The organism is Mesorhizobium sp. RSR380A, assembly GCF_054719385.1.
In genome coordinates this window covers 3,749,822-3,766,200 of the sequence record NZ_JBTTIB010000001.1, presented here as the reverse complement: position 1 = coordinate 3,766,200, position 16,379 = coordinate 3,749,822, and the positions used below count along the sequence as shown (strand labels likewise).

The window sequence follows — 16,379 nt, the reverse complement described above, 5'->3', positions numbered from 1 at the left end:
TCCCTCGCCGCGTTTACGGGGAGAGGATGCCGTCAGGCAGGTGAGGCGCAGCGCGACCTTTCAGTCGCTGTCGTCGCCCCTCATCCGCCCTTCGGGCACCTTTCCCCGTGAACGGGCGAGGAAGAGGCGCTAGGGCCGCCGAAACCCAGTCGGCCCGCCATAGAGATACCCAATCCGATCAACCGCATCCTTCAGCCCTTCGCGCGAGACCAGCATGGTGTGGCCGTTGGCGTGGATCATTGTCTCGGCGTCGGTCATGATCGCGACATGGCCCTTCCAGAACACCAGGTCGCCGCGTTTCAGTCCGGCATAATCGAATCCCGGATCGAGCGGCTCGCCGAGGCCTGCCGCTTGCATGTCGGAATCACGCAGCACATTGCGGCCGGCCATGCGCATGGCCAGTTGCACGAGGCCAGAACAGTCGATGCCGAAGCCGGAGGTGCCGCCCCAGAGATAGGGCGTGCCGATAAACATCTCGGCGACCGAGACACAGTCGGCGGCGATATCGCTGACCGGGCGCACATGGCCGGCGATCAGCGCCTCGCCGGAAGGCAACAGCGCATAGTGCGTGCCGCGCGTTTCGGCAGCGCCCGTCACCGTCACCGTCGAGCCCATCGACAATTGCCCGCTGATCGGAAAGCGCAGATCCGGGCCTGGATAGAGAAAAGTGCGCGGCGCCGTGACGATGTGGGTTGGCGCATGCTCGCGTGCGCCCAGCATGGTGGCGCCGACGTAGCCGACATAGCCGTCGCGTTCGGCCTGGACCCAGGCCCAGCCTTCGGCTTCCTCGAAGACAAGCACATCGTCGCCGAACAGTACCTGCGTGTTGACGCCGGCATCCGGGCGCGGTGCCTTGCGCACGTCAGCCACGGAGGCCGTGATCCGAGCCGGACGGCCGGTGACGAAGCGATCGGCCGAAACCTCCCCTTTCAGCCTTGCATCGGCGAGGTCGGAACGGAAGGCGTGGAGGCGGGCATCCCTGGCAGTCAAATCGGTACTCGTTCTAATTCATGGATTGATCAGATGGGCAGTTCATGAGCCCTGGCAACGATACCATCCCCGAAGCGCTCGACAAAGAGCGCGCCTTCGACCGTGCGCCGGATCAGCACATTGCGCTTGTCGAGCTCGTCGCGATGGCGTGACACCAGTTTCAGCGCACCCATCGTGTCGAGCGCGCGGGTGATAACCGGCTTGGTGACATTGAGGCGGGCGGCTAGACCGCGCACCGTGTGCGGCGGCGGGTCGAGATAGATGGTGAACAGGATCGCCGTCTGGCGCATGGTGAGATCTGGCGCGCCGGCGCGCACCTGCGACAGCATCACCTGCTGCCACAGCCGCATCGCCTGGCTCGGACGCATCGAAATCGACATCGCCCGAGCATGACGGCAAATTGTTTCGGTTCCGTTTCAGTTTTGGTGGCGGTCTCAGGGCGTCAGGCATAGCGCCTCGAAATGACCCGCTCCAGTGCACGGATGCCTTGCGCCTCGCCGCCGGCGGGTCCATAGGGGCGATCGGACGGGTTCCAGGCGAAGATGTCGAAGTGCGCCCAGCCCGTTGTCCGTTCGACAAAGCGCTTGAGGAACAGCGCCGCGGTGACCGAACCGGCGAAGCCGTCGGTGGTGACATTGTTGATGTCGGCGATCTTCGACGCCAGCCTGGCGTCATAGGGCCGCCACAACGGCATGCGCCACAACGGATCCTCGACGGCCATGGAGGCCGCAGCCAGTTCGGACGCCAGCGTTTCGTCGCCAGTGTAGAAAGGCGGCAGATCGGGGCCGAGCGCGACACGCGCTGCCCCGGTCAGCGTCGCCATGTCGATCAGCAGTTCCGGCTCCTCGTCATCGGCCAGCGCCAGCGCATCGGCCAGCACCAACCGCCCTTCGGCGTCGGTGTTGCCGATCTCGACGGTAATGCCCTTGCGGCTGGTCAGCACATCTCCAGGCCGGAAGGCGTTGCCGGCAATCGAATTCTCGACCGCCGGGATCAGGACGCGCAGCCGGACCTTCAGCCCGGCAGCCATGATCATAGAGGCCAGGCCAAGCACATTGGCGGCGCCGCCCATATCCTTCTTCATCAAGAGCATGCCCGACGAAGGCTTGATGTCGAGGCCGCCAGTGTCGAAACAGACACCCTTGCCGACCAGCGTCACCTTCGGCGCGCCTTCCGGTCCCCAAACCATGTCGATCAGGCGCGGCGCTCCGACCGAGGCCCGGCCGACCGCATGGATCATCGGGAAATTCTGCTTCAGGAGATCATCCCCCTTGATCACCGACACCTCGGCCTTGTGAGTGGCCGCCAGGGTCCGCACGGCCTTCTCCAACTCGTCCGGTCCCATGTCGCTGGTCGGCGTGTTGACGAGGTCGCGCGCCAGGAAGACGCCGTCGGCGATGCGCCGGACACGACCCGCATCGGCGCCGGACGGCAGCGCAAAACGCAACGCCTTGCCTGATTTCTTGCCGTAGCGAGTGAAGACATAGCCGCCGAGCACCAAGCCTATGGCCGCGAGTTCCGGCTCGGCTGGAGCGGCGGCAAAATGCCAGTCGCCTTCCGGCAAGGCTCTCGCCAGCATGCCGACGGCCAGCGCCCCCTCGCCATCACCGACGCCGAACAAGGCGCCGGCAAGGGAACCGTTGTCGCCGGGCAGGGCCAGCGTCCTGCCGGCTTCGCCGGAAAAGCCGTTGGCGGCCGCCCATGCGATCGTGGAAGGCGAAAGCGCCAAAGCCTCCAGTCCATCCCTCGCGACCAGATGGACCGGCAAGGCAGTGCTTAGTGTCTCGATGAGTTCGACAGGCATTCGATGGTCTCCGGGAGGCTTGCAGATCGTCCTCAGTCAAGTGACAGGGACGTCGAATGATTTCAACACCTATGCACAGAGCCGGACATTGGACATGCCAGGCCAAAGGCTTCCGGCGGGCCGTTCACCGATCCGACGGCTCACTTTTTAACTGTCCGTTAGGGTTAACAGAATATTTCTGCGGGGATGAAGATGGCCACGTGAATGGCCACGCGCAGGAATGGAGAGCCCCGTGCCGATGCCCACCAACCGCAGGATGAACGTCACGGGCAAACGGTTGGTCACCACGGCACTGCTGATGGCGCTGGCGGCCGGTGTTGCCGGGTGCGGAACCAGCAAGCTCACGACCGGCTCGATCGGGCGCACCAGCGGCAAACCGCTGGAAACCATGTCGGCCAGCGAGTTGCACGGGGCAACCGGGCGGCTCGGCGAATCCTACGCAAAGAACCCCAACGACAAGCGGCTGGCGACAAATTTTGCGGCGGCGCTCCAGATGGACGGCGATGCCGACCAGTCGCTTGCCGTGATGCGCAAGCTGGCGATCGCCTACCCCAAGGATCGCGACGTGCTTGCCGCCTACGGCAAGGCGCTGGCCGCCAACGGCCAGTTCGAGCCGGCGCTCGACGCCGTGCGCCGGGCGCAGACGCCGGAATATCCGGACTGGCGGCTGATGTCGGCCGAGGCCGCCATTCTCGACCAGCTTGGCCAGAAGGATGAAGCGCGCCAGAACTACCGCAAGGCGCTGGACCTCAAGCCGAACGAACCCTCGATCCTTTCCAATCTCGGCATGTCCTATGTGCTGGAAGGCGATCTGCGCACCGCCGAGACCTATATGCGCTCGGCAGCCCAGCAACCGAATGCCGACAGCCGGGTGCGCCAGAACCTTGCGCTGGTCGTGGGACTGCAGGGCCGCTTCGACGAGGCCGAGAAGATCGCCTCGCAGGAGCTTTCGCCGGAACAGGCGCAAGCCAATGTAGCCTATCTTCGCCAGATGCTTGCCCAGCAGAACGCCTGGAGCCAGCTCAAGGATCAGGACAAGGCAAAGGCGGCGACCAACTGAGCGCCGCATGGGCGCCGGCTCCGCACAGCGCAAAATCCGTCCACGCATCAACGCTGAAAGCCAAGAGCCGCACTGCATTGGCAGTGCGGCTCTTTGTATGGCTGCAACGAGGCCTACTGGCTTGAGGAATTGTGCTGGTCGCCGAAGATGCCGCGCTGGCTGACCTGAATGCCGGCTGGGCCCAGAATGATGGCGAACAAAACCGGCAGGAAGAACAGGATCATCGGCACGGTAAGCTTCGGCGGCAGGGCGGCGGCCTTCTTCTCGGCTGCATTCATGCGCATGTCGCGGCTTTCCGCGGCCAGCACGCGCAATGCGTGCGCCACGGGTGTGCCGTAGCGTTCCGCCTGGACCAGTGCCTGGGACACTGACTTCACCGATTCCAGGCCGGTACGAGCCGACAGGTTTTCATAAGCCTGCTTGCGTTCCTGCAGATAAGAGAGTTCGGCATTGGTCAGCACGAATTCCTCCGCCAGCGCCACCGATTGCGAACCGATCTCCTCGGAGACCTTGCGCAAGGCAGCCTCGACCGACATGCCCGACTCGACGCAGATCAGCATCAGGTCGAGCGCATCCGGCCACGCCGCCTGGATCGACTGCTTGCGCTTGGCGGCACGATTGTTGACGTAAAGGATCGGCGCGTAGAAGCCGGCGTAGGCGACGAGAATGCAGACGAACAGTTTCGCGAAGGCCGGCCGGTCAGGCAGTCCGCCGAGCACGAACAGATAGATCGCTGCCAGCGCGAAACCCACAAACGGCAGGATCAGGCGGAAAAACAGGAAGCGCGTCAGCGGGTTTTGGCCACGAAAGCCCGCCACCTTGAGCTTCTGCAACGTGCCTTCATCGGCCAACGCACGCCGCAGGTCGAGCCTGTCGACGATGTTGCGCATGCCGATCGACTGCTCTTCGCGCAGCCCCTTGCGGCGGCGATCGGCTTCGTTGGCAAGCCGCGAGCGCTGCTTGGCGCGCAATTCGTCACGCTCCAGCGCCACCGATTTCATGCGCGCCTTGAGCTGATTGCCGCCAAGCGCCGGCAGCAACGTGAAGACGGTCGCGAACACCGCAACGCCGACCAGCAATGCGATCAGGAAGGCAGGATCGGTCAGCGATTTTATGACTTGGTCGGTCATCCGTTTTCAGTCTTTTCGTTCGAGCTTTCCAAGGTGGGCCTAAACTTCAAAGTTCATCATCTTGCGCATCACCAGAATGCCGATCGACATCCACACGCCGGAACAGCCAAGGATCAGATTGCCGGTGCTGGTGGTGAACAGCGGCATGATGTAGTTCGGGCTCGACAGATAGACGAGAAGGGCGACGACAATAGGCAGCGCGCCGATGATGACGGCCGACGCCTTCGCTTCCATGGACAGCGCCTGGACCTTGGCCTTCATTTTCTTGCGATCGCGAAGCACGCGCGAAAGGTTGCCTAGCGCCTCGGAGAGATTACCGCCGGCCTGTGACTGGATCTGGATAACGATTCCGAAGAAACTTGCCTCGCTGCACGGCATGGTCTCAGCCATGCGCAAGGTGGCGTCGGGGATGGACATGCCAACCTGCTGCGAATCGACGATCCGGCGGAACTCGGTCTTGACCGGCTCCGGCGATTCATTGGCGATCAGGCGAATGGCGTCATTGAGCGGCAGGCCGGATTTGACGGCGCGCACGATGATGTCGAGGGAGTTGGGAAATTCGTTGAGGAACGCCTTTACCCGGCGCGCGCGGCGAAACGAGACGAACCAGCGCGGCAGGCCGAGCGCGCCGGCCAGAAGCGTACCCGGCAGGACAAGTAGCGGCGCGCCGGCGAGATAGGCGAGCACCGTCAGCGCGATGCCGCAAATGACGGAGTAGATATAGAAACGCTCGATCGAGACCTGCATGCCGGCCTGACGAATCTGGGCCTTTAACGGCGGCTTCTTGACGGCGAGTTCGTTGGTTTTCTGCTTTTCGTCGAGCTGTTTCAGCGTGTCCTGGACAGATTTACGCCGCTTGACCGCCTCCGCGACACGGTCGCGCGAAGCCTTGACGACCGAACGATCGGTCTCGGCGGCCTTGATCGTCTCGAGCCGCTTGCCGGCCTGCTTCTCGTTGCTCATCTTGGTGAACAGGAAGGCATAGGCGACCGCACCGGCGCTGAAGCCGGCGAGCACGATGAACGCCAGTACGGTGGTATCAATTCCGAACATCGACCTCAGTCCCCACGCCTGGATATGCGTTAGTCAGCGCGTTTCTCCATCGATTCCAGAGCATTGGCGAGGCGCTGTTCCTCGCCATAGTAGCGGGCGCGATCCCAGAAATGCGGACGGCCGATGCCGGTCGACACATGCTCGCCAAGCAGCCTTCCGTTCGAGTCCTCGCCCTTGATGTTGTAGAGCACGATGTCCTGCGTGATGATGACGTCACCTTCCATGCCGATCACCTCGGTGATGTGGGTGATGCGGCGCGAGCCGTCGCGAAGGCGTGCTGCCTGGATGATGACATCGACGGAGCCGACGACGATTTCACGCACGGTCTTCTGCGGCAGCGAATAGCCGCCCATGGCGATCATCGATTCGATACGGTTCAGGCATTCGCGCGGGCTGTTGGAGTGGATCGTTCCCATCGACCCGTCATGGCCGGTGTTCATCGCCTGCAGCAGGTCGAAAACCTCCGGTCCGCGCACTTCGCCGACGATGATGCGTTCGGGCCGCATGCGCAAGCAGTTCTTGACCAGGTCGCGCATGGTCACCTCGCCTTCGCCCTCGAGATTGGGCGGGCGGGTTTCGAGACGTACCACGTGCGGCTGCTGCAGTTGCAGTTCGGCCGAGTCCTCGCAGGTGATGACGCGTTCCTCGCGGTCGATATAGTTGGTCAAGCAGTTGAGCAGCGTCGTCTTGCCGGAGCCGGTACCGCCGGAGATGACGATGTTGCAGCGGACGCGGCCGATGATCTTGAGTATCTCGGCGCCCTGCGGCGAGATGGCGCCGAACTTGACCAGCTGATCGAGCGTCAGCTTGTCCTTCTTGAACTTGCGGATGGTGAGCGCGGTGCCGTCGATGGAGAGCGGCGGCGCGATCACGTTGACGCGAGACCCGTCAGGAAGACGGGCGTCACAGATCGGGCTCGATTCGTCGACGCGGCGGCCAACCTGGCTGACGATGCGCTGGCAGATGTTGAGCAGCTGCTGATTGTCGCGGAAGCGGATGCCGGTCTGTTCGACCTTGCCGTTGACTTCGATGTAGACGTTCTTGGAGCCGTTGACCATGATGTCGGCGATATCGTCGCGGGCGAGCAGCGGCTCCAGCGGCCCGTAGCCCAGCACATCGTTGCAGATGTCGTCGAGCAACTCTTCCTGCTCGGCGATCGACATTGCGAAATTTTTGATGGCGATGATGTCGTTGACGATATCGCGGATTTCCTCGCGCGCGCTCTCGGGATCGAGTTTCGCAAGTTGCGACAGGTCAATGGTGTCGATGAGCGCGGAGAAGACCTGGCTCTTGGTGTCGTAGTAGGTTTCGCTTTTTTCGCGCTGGATCTTTTTTGGCGGCTCCGGCGCCATCGACGGCGCCTCAACGGCACGGCGAGTTGGCGGCGTTGCCAGCGCTCCCGGCGGCGGCGCTGCCGGGGGTCGGGCAAGTACCGCCATGTCCGCAGGCGTTGCAGCAGCCGGCGCCGCTGACGCTGGCTGACGGAACTCCGGGGTGAACCGGCCGCCGTCGTCGGAGCCTCTTTTTCCAAACATGATCGACTACCAATTTCGCTTGAGAAGCGTCATTTCTTGTTACGCGAGAGCTTGCCGAGGAGGCCGCCAAGGCCTGCCTTCTTCCTGGCCTTGATTTCGCTGCGACCGGTCAGCACGTGCGCGATTTCGTTGATCATGCCGACGACCGGGCTCTTGGGATCCATCTCGCCCAGCATGCGGCCGTTGTTCGCGGCATTTCCAAACAACAACGGGTCGAAGGCGATGACCGACATCGGCGTGAGGCTGAGCGGCTCGGCGAAGTCGGAAGCGGAAATCTCGGGCCGTTTCGGCACGCCGGCCTGATTGATGATCAGTTTCGGCGGCGGATCGTTCGGGCGAAGCCGCGTCAGCATATCGACCAGATTCTTGGTGTTGCGCAGATTGGCCAATTCCGGCGTCGCAGTGATGACGATCTCGTCGGCCTTGATCAGTGTGTTCTTGGTCCAGCCCGTCCAGATATGGGGGACGTCGAGCACCAGCAGCGGCACGCTGCGCTGGGCGGTATCGATGAGTTGCGTGAAGGCATCGGGATCGAAATCATAGACACGTTCGAGGGTGGAGGGCGCGGCGAGCAGCGACAGATGTTCGGCGCACTGGGCAAGCAGACGGTCGAGATAAACCTCGTCGACGCGTTCGGGCGAAAACACGGCCTCGGCGATGCCTTGCGCAGGGTCCTGGTCGAAGTTTATGTTGGCCGTCCCGAAAGCCAGGTCGAGATCGGCGACGACCACTTCCGACTTGAACAGCGATGACATCGCCCACGCCACATTGTGGGCGATGGTCGAGGAGCCGACGCCACCCTTGGCGCCGACGAAGGCGATCGAGCGGCCGATCGGCTCGGCTTCCGGATCGACGAAGATCGACGAAACCACCGAGACAATATCGGCCATCGACACGGGCGCGATGACGTATTCGGAAATACCGAAGCGGATGAGTTCGCGGTAAAGACCGACATCGTTGTAGTGGCCGATCACCACGACTTTAGAGGAGGGATCGCAATATTCTGAAAGCTGGGCAAGCTGCTCCAGCAACTGCTTCGGTTCGCTGCGCGACTCCAGAAGGATGAGGTTCGGCGTCGGCGCGGATTGGTAGAATTCGATCGCCGTGGCGATGCCGCCCATATGCACTTTCAGATGCGCCTTGGCCATGCGGCGATCCTCGCCGGCCCGCTCCACCGGATGCGCGACACCTTCCGTCTCGCAAAATGCCTGGATGGAAATACGCGGAACCGGCCGCAGCGCCTGCATCGCGGCAATATCCAATTGCGAGCTGTCGCCGCCGTCTACGGGCGTATCGTAGGCAAGATTGCTCATTGTCATGCTCTTTTCCGTGACTTCTCTTCCGGTCTCTACGCGGGACCGGCGCTCCTAGTACGTCACTTCCGAATTGCCGAGGAACTCGTCCGAAATACCTCTGCCGCGGTAGACGTCGATCACCGCGCCGCGGTTCTCGGCGTCGATGTCGGACGACTTTCTTGGCCCGAGCAGATCGGTCGGATTGGCGAGTTGCGCGGCGAGGTTGTTTTGAGACGAGCAGCCGTAATCGGCGTAGTGCTTGTTTTCGGAGGTTTCGAGGATGTCTTCGGGCCAGCGCCCGCATTTGTCGGTCTGGGCTCTCACCGAAATATAGGAAACGCGGATAGGCGCCGACGCTTCCGGGGAAACCGACTGGTAGGAGGTCACCACGATCCGGTTTAGCTTGATGCCGCTGGCAACCGCCAGCCTTGCGAAATCGCGCGCCGCGGCAGTCGCCGCGACCTCATTAGCCGAGCCGATCGGGGTTGCGATCGTCAGCGCCGGGGCAGCGCTCTTGTCGTAACCGTCGAGGAAGCCCAGAAGCGTGTCGCGCTGCGAGCCGGTCATGCCGCGATCGCCGGCGCCGACCGGGAGGTCGAGCTTCTGGTTCTTCTCAGCAATTACGATCGGATGCGTGGTGCGATAATCATCGGGAATCGCCCCAACCGTGATGCTGTCGCGCTTAGCGCAACCGGCAAGCGAGGCGGCGATCGCGACCGCCAGGATCGGCATTGCCGATCGGCGGATCCGGCCACGGCCAGACCATGCCGTTGCGGCAATCGCCAGTACCTTTGATGCTGACTGAGACATGTCCGCTTCCCCGCTTACTTGTAGATGAAGCCGACAACGCCGTGGTAGCGGCCGTTGGGCTTGTCCGTCTGCATGGTGCCGTAGACGCGGTTGACGCGGCCAAGGAACATGGCCGGACCATCGCCTGCGGCATTGAAATTGTCGTCCGGCTTAGCCAGGTCGTTGCGCGCCACCGGCCGAGCCAGATAAGGCGTGATGATGATGACCAGTTCAGTTTCATTGCGGACGAAATCGCGGCTGCGGAATAGCGTGCCGAGCACCGGGATCTTGGTCAGGCCGGGCAAGCCCGATACAGCCTGGCGGACGTCGTCGCGAACGAGGCCGGCAATCATCATCGAACCGCCCGACGGCAATTCGACGGTGGTGTCGGCAAGTCTCTTGCGGATCGACAGAAGCGTCAGGCCGGGCAAGCTGCCGCCGCCTTCCAGGGTGGTAGCACCTTCCGAGGTCGGCTCCGAAACCGATGTTCTGACCTTGAGGCTGATCCGACCCGCCGACAGCACAACGGGCTGGAACTCGAGGCCTATGCCGTATTCCAGCTTTTCGTTGGTGTAGGTGACCTGGCCGGTCTGGTTGTCGGTCGAAACGTTGTTCGTACGTGCCGTGATGAGATTGAATTCGCCGCCGACCCTGAACGTTGCCTTCTCGCCCGAAACCGCGGTGAGGGTCGGTTCTGCAAGCGTCTTCATGACGCCGCTTTGCTCCATGGCATTGATGTAGGCTTTGAGGCCACTGCCGCCCAAGTTAAAGCCTGAATTCTGCGAAAGCGGCTTTCCCAAACCGTAGTTGGGCGAACTCAGCGCACCGTAGGCGATGCCGTCCATGCTGCCGCTGCCAACCATGTTGACGCCGAGCTGCTTCATCACCGAGCGGCTGACTTCGGCCACGGTCACCTTCAGCGTCACCTGGTCGTCGCCGATGATCTGTAGCAGGTTGACGATCTTCGAGACCCGGCGTTCGGCATCCGGGTTGTTGATGTCGACGCCGCCATTGGCATTACCGCCGGCCGCGGTCTGCGAATACTGGCCCGTCGTCGCTTCACCGCCGGACACGAAGATGGTTGCCAGATCGACGGCGCGCTTGGCATCGAGCGGCGTATCCACCGTCCCGGTCAGGACGACGTTGTCGTTCAGCAATTCGACCTTGATCTCGGCATTCGGAAGGAAGCGCTTGAGGTAGTCTTCCAATCCGGCGACGTCGCGTTCGACGGCCAGATCCAGGCTGGCAATCTGCTCGCCATTGGGACCGAAGACGAAGATGTTGGTTTCGCCCACCGACTTGCCGAACAGATAGATGCGCCTTGCGGTGCGGGTCACCGCATCGGCGACCGCGGGATTGGCGACAAGGATGTCGTAGGCGTCGCTCGGCAGATCGATGACGACCGATTTGTTGAGGCCGAGCTTGACACGTTGCGTGGCGGTCGAGGCCGTGACCCCGACGCTCTTTCCGGCGGCCTTGGCGTCGCCGAGGCCACTTGCATGGGCTCCGAGGAAAAGCAGGCCGACGGCTGCAGCCATGGTGACCGGCAGTTTAGCGACTAACCTCATTTCCTTGCCCCTACTTCGGAAACTTCGCCCGATTTGATCAACCGCACCGTTCCGCGCCGCCCACTGCCGGAAACGAGGTAGTCGGCTTCATCGGTACCCTTTTCCTTGTTGTCGGTGATCGAGCGCAGCGCCAGCGTCAGGCGATCGGCCATCTGCTGGGCGACGGTTATGATCTCGGCCTGCTGCGGCGTCAGCTCCAGCGTCGCCGTCTGTCCGACCCTGGTCTTCTTGCCTTCCTCGTCCTCCTGGATGGTCTGATCGATCGCCAGGACGCGGATGTTCTTGAGGATGGTCTCGGTGGTGAATCCGCTGCCGCCGTTGCCGGTGTCGGATCTGCGGGTCATGATGACGTCGACAAAATCGTTGGGCAGGATGAACCCGCCTGCCGACGTGTCAGCCGAGATCGCGGTGGCGACGGCACGCATGCCGGTGGGCAGGATCGAAGACATGAAGCTTTGCCCCTCGCCGATCAGCTTGGAGCGCCGCAGCGGCTCACCGGTGTACATCGCCATGCGGGCGACGGAGCCCTTCAGTTTCTCCCGCGCTTCGGGTTCGGCGGCACGGGTGATGAAATTCGCATTGATGCCATCGGACGGCCAGGACTCCCAGCTGAGATTGTTCTCAAGTGGGCTGCCCATCGGCACGTCGCCGGAAAGCACGAGCACATCCTGCAAGGCAATGGCCGGCGCCTGCGGGGCATCGGCGACGACCTGCTGGGGCGGGACCGCCACCATATTCTTGGCAACATAACCTGCACCACCCGCCGCAGCCACCGCCACGCCCAGAATAATCAGTCGGGATGCTGGCATCTGTCCGAACCCTCGCCTTTAGGCAACCACCTAGCCAGGCCGGACTTTGCAGCGGCAATCGTCAAAACAAGGTTAATGCAATGCTTACGATCGTGATTAATTCAAGGTTTACATAAATTGGACGGACCCTTGCTCCGACGACAGAAAGGGCGACCAGCCGCCTCTTTTCAGACCGATGTCGGAGCGGCAAAGGTTGCTTGCTGCTTCAGTTCGCCAGCTTTGCCAGTGCCCAAACCATCAGGGGTGAATCCGGATAGGTCAGCAGCCCGCCAATGCCGAGTGCAATGCCGTAGGGAACGCCAGTCGTGTCGTCGGCGAAATGGCGCAGGAATACATTGTGGCTGGTGTAAATCGCCAGCGGCGATTTCCGGTAGAGAAGGATGGCGAGCGTCAGCAGTCCGCCGATGAACGTCGATATCACGAGATACTCGACAAGGTGAATGTTGAACCCCATCCAGACGGCGGTGCCGGCGAGCAGCTTGGCGTCGCCGCCACCCATGCCGCCGAGTGCAAACAGACCGAACGTCACGGCCAGCACCAGGGCGCCGGCGGCGAAATGCCAGCCATAGGTTGCCCAGTCCATGGCCGTCAGCGGCGCAACCAGCGCAAACACCGCCAGCAGCAGCACCGGTACGCGGTTGGCGATCGTCATCGACAGCATGTCGGAGATCGCGGCGAAGAGCATGCAAAAAGGAAAGATGACGAAGATCAACGCTTCGAGCATGGGCGCGACACCCTGTTGCCAACTGTGTCCAGCCTCAGCCTAGACATATATGATTAACGATCGATGAGACTGGGTTACTCAAAACCGCCCGACGCGATGAAATAAGGGCCGCCAGTCAGGCGGCCCCTATCTCTAAGGCAACCAGGGTATTACGAACCACTCACCTTACCGGCGATGGCGATGAACTTGTTGTTCAGGGCGTTGCCGAGCTGACCAGCGCCAAAAATGATGGCAAGCGCGATGAGAGCGGCGATCAGACCGTATTCGATAGCGGTCGCGCCGGATTCGTCCTTCGCGAAACGTGCGATGAGATTAGACATTCGAGAGCTCCTACTCCACGTGTTACAGCACTTCCGTCAACTTCTGTGGTGGTTGATCGGATGCTGCCAATCTACGGAGAAGCTCTTTCAATCGGCTTAATAAACAGCCTTACCGATTCCTTTCCCGCTTCGAACAGCTTGCGTGGTTAACCGTAAACTAAACGCTGGACAGTGGCTCGCCTGCCCGTGAAAAGCTGTAATTTCACGGCTATCGGCAGGACGCATTGTTATATCAGCTGGCAGCAGGATTGGAGCGAATACCCGGCGCCGGTCAAGGGTTTAACCGTTGGTTCACCAATCTCCTTCATGTTCCGTGAACAAGTTTTGCCGCTGTGGAGCGCCTTGATGACCGCCATGAAATCGTCATTCCTGCTTGTCGCGCTTCTCGCCGTCCCGGCTTTCGTGCTGCCGGCCAAGGCCGGAGCCGGCATCGAAGTGACGATGAACCAAGCCAAGATCGTCAAACTGACACGCCCCGCCGACACCATCGTCGTCGGCAATCCGGCGATCGCCGACGCCTCCGTCCAGGATGCATCGACGATCGTGCTGACGGGCAAGGGGTTCGGCGTGACCAATCTGGTTGTCCTCGACCACGATGGCAGCCCGATCGTCGACGAGCAGGTGACCGTAGTGCGCCAGGACGCGTCGTCGGTGCGTATCTACAGGCGCGCCTCGGTCCAGACCATGTCCTGCACGCCCTATTGCGAAAGCTCGTACAAGAGCGACTCGGAAAAGTCGTCCGAGGCCGAAATGAGCGCTGGGCAGTAAGCGCCTCAGGTGACTTGATTGTCTGGGGGAGAGCCGCGTCGGTTAGCGGCCGGTTAACGTCGCCTGGTCGAATTTAACGGTCATTCAAACCGGAGCTAAATGGGTTCTTGATAGTGGTGCTGACGGTACCGCATCAGGATCGGCAGGAACGGGTTATGGGCGACGTTTTGGACGAGGATTCAAGACGCAAGATCTGCAAGGCCAAGGCAGGGCGCGTGACGTTTGCCCGTCGTTTCCTTGGTGATCGGCGCGGCGGCACGGCGATAGAATTCGCCATGCTTGCGTTACCGTTTGCGGCTCTCGTCTTCGCCATCCTCGAGAGCTGCGTTTCATTTGCCGGACAGGAGGTGATGGCCAACATCACCGATGATATCGCCCGTCAGTTGCGTACTGGCCAGTTGAGGCAAGCCGATGTGACGGAAGAGAAGCTGAAGGGCTTGGTCTGCGCCAGACTCGAGATCATTGTCGCGAAGGGTTGCCCCGGTTTGCTGGTGGATCTGCGCCCGTTCAAGACCTTTGCCGGGGCAGCCAGTGCGGGTTTCACGATTTCCGGCTCGACCATCACGCTGACGGGCAAGGATCCGGATACAGGCAAGGACCCGGCTTTCGGGACCCCTACAATAGGTCCGGCAGAATCAAAGAACATGCTGCGGGTCTTTTACCCTTGGCCGGTCATGACCGATTTCATGGCTCAATACATGTCGAATATGGATGGCGGCAAGACTCTGCATTACGCGACGACAACGTGGCAAAACGAGCCATTCGACAACTGAAATTGCACGTGTAAGCAAAAGGAAAAGTGCATGTTTCGTGCGGGGGCACATCCGGGGATGTCGGTTAGCTGGAAGAGAGCGGCGCGGTTTTTTTCTGATCGGCGCGGCATAGCGGCCGTCGAGTTTGCCCTCATCGTGCCTGTCTTGCTGATCATGTATTTCATTACGATGGAGGCCTCGCAAACCATCGAGGCCAGCAAGAAGGTCAGCCGCATCAGCTCCATGGTTGCCGACCTCGTCACGCAGCAAACGTCGGTGGTCAACGCAGATCTCACCGACATCATGAAGATCGGCAACTCCAGCCTTCAGCCTTACAACCGCTCGGTCGCCAATATCTCCATTACGGCAATCGACATCAGAACCGACCCGAACAATCCGATACCGCAAGCAAAGGTGGCGTGGTCCTGGAGCGTGCTGGATGGGAAGACTGGCCGCGACTCCAACCCGACAACTTCCACCACCGTTCCGGCGACGCTCAATGTTGCGGGGACTTTCCTCATTCGTGTCAAAACCACTCTAGCATACCAACCGATCATCTCCTGGTCGGAAGGCTCCGAAAAGCCGCTCGGATTTATCTCGGCCTTCAACGAAGGCAAGATAACGATGAGCGAAACCTACTATCTCAGGCCGCGCCGGACCACGTCGATCCCCTGCAGCGATTGCTGAAGCAGCTCTGGCCCATCCGACCCCGGCTTTATTGCGCGCCGCTGTCGGTGCTGCCCGACACCAGGCGCACGATGGAATCGGCCATCGCATAGTCACTCGCAGCGGCGAGCGTGAACCCTCCCGAATGTTTCGATTCCACGAAATCGTAGACTTCCGGCGACTGCGATCTGAGATTGGTGAGGAAGACGGTCAGTCGGCGTTTGGCTTCGGGGTCGAGATCGCTGCGGACGGCGTGAGGGCCGTATCTGAGCACGCCGGAGGTCCAGATGATCTGGAGCGCGGCTTCTGGAATGCCCGCCGCCTCCAGCCGCGCCGCCGTGCCGTCCGGATCCGCCGGCTGATCGCCAGCAATCGCCGTCCGGTTTTCCGCCCTGGCCCGCTCCCAGCCGAACAAGGCATCGGCCTGGCCATCGACCAGCATCGCTTCTGCGGCGGCAGCCGAGCCGGCATGAGCGAGGAATGGCGCATCCTGGCTGATCTTGATGCCGTCGGCCGCCAGCCCGGCGAGCGGTAGAAGCGAACCGCCGACATAGTCGGAAGGCGCCATGGCGATGCGGTGCGTTTCCAGGGCCGCGAGATCGGAAAACCTGCCGTCGCGCGTCAAAAGCACGGAGCGGATGCCCGTGGCACCGTCGGCGTCGACCGGCGCCACAAGAGGTTCGACGCAGCCGCAGCGCTCCGAGGCGGTGGCGTAGGCGGTCGCCGAATAGACCGCGTATTGAATCCGGCCATTGGCCTGCGCCTCGATCAGCGCCGCATAGTCATGCGCGACGACGAATTCCACCTTCATGCCGAGCGCCCTGCCGTAGGCGTCAGTCAGCATGGCCAGACCCGGAACCGTGTTGCCGGCGTCCGGCTCGGCAACGATGCCGATGCGAAACGTGCCGATCTGGTCGCGCCAGTCGGCGTGCGCGGCGAGCTGCGAGGCCAGGAGCGCTACAGTGGTCGCTAGTGCACTCCAACCGAGGTCAGCCCGTCTCATCGATCCATGCCCCGCACACCGTTTCCTTGAAGCGCATCGCATGTCTCAAGGATGCGTACAGCGCGCCTGCCCGACCTCGCGACTATCGCGCCAGGCCGCTGCCGCCTGGTTTA

General features: G+C 61.9%; 17 protein-coding genes. 4 read left to right on the top strand and 13 right to left on the bottom strand.

Annotated features, from left to right (window positions below; translation table 11 throughout):
* Positions 1 to 129 precede the first annotated feature (129 nt).
* The 3 genes from ACYG9Z_RS18200 to ACYG9Z_RS18190 all read right to left on the bottom strand — a co-directional run bounded on the left by ACYG9Z_RS18200 (position 130) and on the right by ACYG9Z_RS18190 (position 2,794).
* Complete coding sequence (locus tag ACYG9Z_RS18200) at positions 130 to 990, bottom strand: C40 family peptidase (protein WP_023751938.1); 861 nt, start codon at positions 988 to 990, stop codon at positions 130 to 132.
* A gap of 29 nt (positions 991 to 1,019) precedes the next feature.
* Entirely contained in the window at positions 1,020 to 1,370 is a 351-nt protein-coding gene (locus ACYG9Z_RS18195) for a MarR family winged helix-turn-helix transcriptional regulator (RefSeq protein ID WP_023669596.1), read from the bottom strand.
* A gap of 62 nt (positions 1,371 to 1,432) precedes the next feature.
* Positions 1,433 to 2,794 carry a leucyl aminopeptidase family protein gene (locus tag ACYG9Z_RS18190; protein ID WP_023751937.1) on the bottom strand — a complete coding sequence of 454 codons (1,362 nt, stop codon included), beginning with the start codon at positions 2,792 to 2,794 and terminating at the stop codon, positions 1,433 to 1,435.
* Positions 2,795 to 3,032: 238 nt separating this feature from the next.
* Here ACYG9Z_RS18190 and ACYG9Z_RS18185 point away from each other — a divergent pair, with 238 nt between their 5' ends.
* Positions 3,033 to 3,854, top strand: coding sequence for a tetratricopeptide repeat protein (locus tag ACYG9Z_RS18185; RefSeq protein WP_023681978.1), 822 nt, complete (start codon positions 3,033 to 3,035; stop codon positions 3,852 to 3,854).
* 113 nt (positions 3,855 to 3,967) lie between these two features.
* Here ACYG9Z_RS18185 and ACYG9Z_RS18180 read toward each other — a convergent pair whose 3' ends face one another.
* The 9 genes from ACYG9Z_RS18180 to ACYG9Z_RS18140 all read right to left on the bottom strand — a co-directional run bounded on the left by ACYG9Z_RS18180 (position 3,968) and on the right by ACYG9Z_RS18140 (position 13,077).
* Positions 3,968 to 4,984 carry a type II secretion system F family protein gene (locus ACYG9Z_RS18180; protein WP_023681979.1) on the bottom strand — a complete coding sequence of 339 codons (1,017 nt, stop codon included), beginning with the start codon at positions 4,982 to 4,984 and terminating at the stop codon, positions 3,968 to 3,970.
* A 39-nt stretch (positions 4,985 to 5,023) separates the two neighbouring features.
* On the bottom strand, positions 5,024 to 6,037 hold the full coding sequence (locus ACYG9Z_RS18175) for a type II secretion system F family protein (protein ID WP_023703461.1): 1,014 nt from the start codon (positions 6,035 to 6,037) through the stop codon (positions 5,024 to 5,026).
* Between the two features lie 29 nt (positions 6,038 to 6,066).
* Complete coding sequence (locus tag ACYG9Z_RS18170; RefSeq protein WP_023738191.1) at positions 6,067 to 7,572, bottom strand: CpaF family protein; 1,506 nt, start codon at positions 7,570 to 7,572, stop codon at positions 6,067 to 6,069.
* Between the two features lie 29 nt (positions 7,573 to 7,601).
* Positions 7,602 to 8,885 (bottom strand): AAA family ATPase, encoded by a 1,284-nt coding sequence (locus ACYG9Z_RS18165; RefSeq protein WP_023681982.1) that lies wholly within the window; start codon positions 8,883 to 8,885, stop codon positions 7,602 to 7,604.
* 54 nt (positions 8,886 to 8,939) lie between these two features.
* Positions 8,940 to 9,677: a CpaD family pilus assembly protein gene (locus tag ACYG9Z_RS18160; RefSeq protein WP_023681983.1), complete on the bottom strand. Its 738-nt coding sequence runs from the start codon at positions 9,675 to 9,677 to the stop codon at positions 8,940 to 8,942.
* Positions 9,678 to 9,691: 14 nt separating this feature from the next.
* Positions 9,692 to 11,224, bottom strand: coding sequence for a type II and III secretion system protein family protein (locus tag ACYG9Z_RS18155; protein WP_023681984.1), 1,533 nt, complete (start codon positions 11,222 to 11,224; stop codon positions 9,692 to 9,694).
* Positions 11,221 to 12,033: a Flp pilus assembly protein CpaB gene (gene cpaB, locus ACYG9Z_RS18150; protein ID WP_023681985.1), complete on the bottom strand. Its 813-nt coding sequence runs from the start codon at positions 12,031 to 12,033 to the stop codon at positions 11,221 to 11,223. The genes ACYG9Z_RS18155 and cpaB overlap by 4 nt, the downstream gene beginning before the upstream one ends.
* 205 nt (positions 12,034 to 12,238) lie before the next feature.
* Positions 12,239 to 12,757 carry an A24 family peptidase gene (locus ACYG9Z_RS18145; protein WP_023740760.1) on the bottom strand — a complete coding sequence of 173 codons (519 nt, stop codon included), beginning with the start codon at positions 12,755 to 12,757 and terminating at the stop codon, positions 12,239 to 12,241.
* A gap of 149 nt (positions 12,758 to 12,906) precedes the next feature.
* Positions 12,907 to 13,077: a Flp family type IVb pilin gene (locus ACYG9Z_RS18140; RefSeq protein ID WP_023681987.1), complete on the bottom strand. Its 171-nt coding sequence runs from the start codon at positions 13,075 to 13,077 to the stop codon at positions 12,907 to 12,909.
* A 345-nt stretch (positions 13,078 to 13,422) separates the two neighbouring features.
* Here ACYG9Z_RS18140 and ACYG9Z_RS18135 point away from each other — a divergent pair, with 345 nt between their 5' ends.
* From ACYG9Z_RS18135 to ACYG9Z_RS18125, 3 genes are all read left to right on the top strand, one after another.
* Positions 13,423 to 13,845, top strand: coding sequence for a pilus assembly protein N-terminal domain-containing protein (locus ACYG9Z_RS18135; protein WP_023681988.1), 423 nt, complete (start codon positions 13,423 to 13,425; stop codon positions 13,843 to 13,845).
* A 155-nt stretch (positions 13,846 to 14,000) separates the two neighbouring features.
* Positions 14,001 to 14,618 (top strand): TadE/TadG family type IV pilus assembly protein, encoded by a 618-nt coding sequence (locus ACYG9Z_RS18130; RefSeq protein WP_031244088.1) that lies wholly within the window; start codon positions 14,001 to 14,003, stop codon positions 14,616 to 14,618.
* A gap of 30 nt (positions 14,619 to 14,648) precedes the next feature.
* Positions 14,649 to 15,284, top strand: a complete 636-nt coding sequence (locus ACYG9Z_RS18125; protein WP_023751935.1) for a TadE/TadG family type IV pilus assembly protein — start codon at positions 14,649 to 14,651, stop codon at positions 15,282 to 15,284.
* 28 nt (positions 15,285 to 15,312) lie between these two features.
* Here ACYG9Z_RS18125 and ACYG9Z_RS18120 read toward each other — a convergent pair whose 3' ends face one another.
* Positions 15,313 to 16,266, bottom strand: a complete 954-nt coding sequence (locus ACYG9Z_RS18120) for a PhnD/SsuA/transferrin family substrate-binding protein (protein WP_023751934.1) — start codon at positions 16,264 to 16,266, stop codon at positions 15,313 to 15,315.
* Positions 16,267 to 16,379 lie beyond the last annotated feature (113 nt).

Bases quoted from the DNA above. Each gene is read 5' to 3' on its own strand.
- ACYG9Z_RS18125 (WP_023751935.1), top strand. From the start codon at position 14,649: ATGTTTCGTGCGGGGGCACATCCGGGGATGTCGGTTAGCTGGAAGAGA.
- ACYG9Z_RS18135 (WP_023681988.1), top strand. From the start codon at position 13,423: ATGACCGCCATGAAATCGTCATTCCTGCTTGTCGCGCTTCTCGCCGTC.
- cpaB (WP_023681985.1), bottom strand. From the start codon at position 12,033: ATGCCAGCATCCCGACTGATTATTCTGGGCGTGGCGGTGGCTGCGGCG.
- ACYG9Z_RS18120 (WP_023751934.1), bottom strand. From the start codon at position 16,266: ATGAGACGGGCTGACCTCGGTTGGAGTGCACTAGCGACCACTGTAGCG.
- ACYG9Z_RS18165 (WP_023681982.1), bottom strand. From the start codon at position 8,885: ATGAGCAATCTTGCCTACGATACGCCCGTAGACGGCGGCGACAGCTCG.
- ACYG9Z_RS18190 (WP_023751937.1), bottom strand. From the start codon at position 2,794: ATGCCTGTCGAACTCATCGAGACACTAAGCACTGCCTTGCCGGTCCAT.
- ACYG9Z_RS18140 (WP_023681987.1), bottom strand. From the start codon at position 13,077: ATGTCTAATCTCATCGCACGTTTCGCGAAGGACGAATCCGGCGCGACC.
- ACYG9Z_RS18195 (WP_023669596.1), bottom strand. From the start codon at position 1,370: ATGTCGATTTCGATGCGTCCGAGCCAGGCGATGCGGCTGTGGCAGCAG.
- ACYG9Z_RS18170 (WP_023738191.1), bottom strand. From the start codon at position 7,572: ATGTTTGGAAAAAGAGGCTCCGACGACGGCGGCCGGTTCACCCCGGAG.
- ACYG9Z_RS18155 (WP_023681984.1), bottom strand. From the start codon at position 11,224: ATGAGGTTAGTCGCTAAACTGCCGGTCACCATGGCTGCAGCCGTCGGC.
- ACYG9Z_RS18185 (WP_023681978.1), top strand. From the start codon at position 3,033: ATGCCCACCAACCGCAGGATGAACGTCACGGGCAAACGGTTGGTCACC.
- ACYG9Z_RS18180 (WP_023681979.1), bottom strand. From the start codon at position 4,984: ATGACCGACCAAGTCATAAAATCGCTGACCGATCCTGCCTTCCTGATC.
- ACYG9Z_RS18160 (WP_023681983.1), bottom strand. From the start codon at position 9,677: ATGTCTCAGTCAGCATCAAAGGTACTGGCGATTGCCGCAACGGCATGG.
- ACYG9Z_RS18130 (WP_031244088.1), top strand. From the start codon at position 14,001: ATGGGCGACGTTTTGGACGAGGATTCAAGACGCAAGATCTGCAAGGCC.
- ACYG9Z_RS18175 (WP_023703461.1), bottom strand. From the start codon at position 6,037: ATGTTCGGAATTGATACCACCGTACTGGCGTTCATCGTGCTCGCCGGC.
- ACYG9Z_RS18145 (WP_023740760.1), bottom strand. From the start codon at position 12,757: ATGCTCGAAGCGTTGATCTTCGTCATCTTTCCTTTTTGCATGCTCTTC.